The sequence below is a fragment of the Leisingera sp. F5 genome (assembly GCF_001593695.1).
Window position 1 is genome coordinate 1 of record NZ_LUKH01001222.1, and the last position, 1,180, is coordinate 1,180.

General features: G+C 56.8%; 2 protein-coding genes. One reads left to right on the forward strand and one right to left on the reverse strand.

The window, feature by feature from the left end:
* Positions 1–100: 100 nt before the first annotated feature.
* A complete protein-coding gene (locus A2I95_RS40295; RefSeq protein WP_291737932.1) occupies positions 101–919 on the forward strand; it encodes a DUF6473 family protein in 819 nt (272 codons plus the stop codon).
* Positions 920–998: 79 nt separating this feature from the next.
* Here the strand turns inward: A2I95_RS40295 and A2I95_RS40300 are convergent.
* The coding region (locus A2I95_RS40300; protein ID WP_291737933.1) for an FAD-binding protein at positions 999–1,180 on the reverse strand (182 nt) is incomplete at its 5' end.

The window sequence follows — 1,180 nt, forward strand, 5'->3', positions numbered from 1 at the left end:
CACAAGGGCAGCAGGGACTGATTTGAGGCAAATTCTCACTTTAGGGAATTTGCAATGCTTGCGCGGCAAGGTGAGTCTCGGGTGAAAAATTGGTGGTGAAATGAGCTATGAACTCAAAAGTGCGGGGGTGCTTTCGGGGGAACCATGCAGATATGGGCATTCCAGGCTGTTGGTCCGGGGCCCACAGCGGTCCCTGGATAAACCCTATGTTGCCTTTCTTGGTGGAACTGAAGTTTACGGGCGATTCGTTGAATTTCCCTTTGTCGACTCTCTGCAAACCCAGCTTGGATTGGATTGCATCAACCTAGGCAGTGTGAACGCCGGGCTGGACAGTTTTGTGCAGGATGATTCCCTGATCAATATCGCCAGACAGGCGAATGTATCCGTGGTGCAGATGCTGGGCGCGCAAAACATCTCAAATCCCTATTACCGGGTGCACCCGCGCCGCAACGACCGGTTTCTGCAGGCCCACGCGGCCCTTAAGACGCTCTATCCCGAAGTGGATTTTACGGAGTTTCATTTCAACAAGCATCTGCTTTGCACCCTGCGAGAAATCTCCGGCCAGCGGTTTGAGCAAGTGCAGGAGCAACTGCAACGCAGTTGGATAGAGCGGATGAGCGACCTGGTCGAGGCGCTTGATGGCCGTGTTCTGCTGCTATGGCTCCGCTATAAATTGGACGCCGAAGCCGGGTTCCCAGAAGAGCCGGTCCTGGTCGACCGTTCCATGGCCGATGCCTTGCGCCCCAAGGTTCAGGGGGTGCTGGAGTTCAGAACTTCTTCGGCGGCAGTGGCACAGGACATCGCCGGCATGATCTTTGGCCAGATGGAACTGCCCGCCGCCCGCCACATGATTGGGCCGAAGGAACATCTGCGGATTGCCGATGCGCTGGCTGACCGTCTGTCGCCGCTGGTCAAATAGTAGGAACGCATTTGGTGAAGGAAGCAAAAGGCCCGCCGGATGGCGGGCCTTTCCTGATTTGTCAGCTGTCGAGCCGGGCTTAGCCCAGCTTTTCGGTCAAGGCCGGGACGGCTTCGAACAGGTCGGCAACCAAGCCAAAGTCCGCAACTTGGAAGATCGGTGCTTCTTCGTCCTTGTTGATCGCCACGATGACCTTGGAGTCCTTCATGCCGGCCAGGTGCTGAATGGCGCCGGAGATGCCGATGGCGACATACAGGTCCG

Excerpts from the sequence above, each read along its gene's own strand:
- A2I95_RS40295 (WP_291737932.1), top strand. The coding sequence starts at position 101 with ATGAGCTATGAACTCAAAAGTGCGGGGGTGCTTTCGGGGGAACCATGC.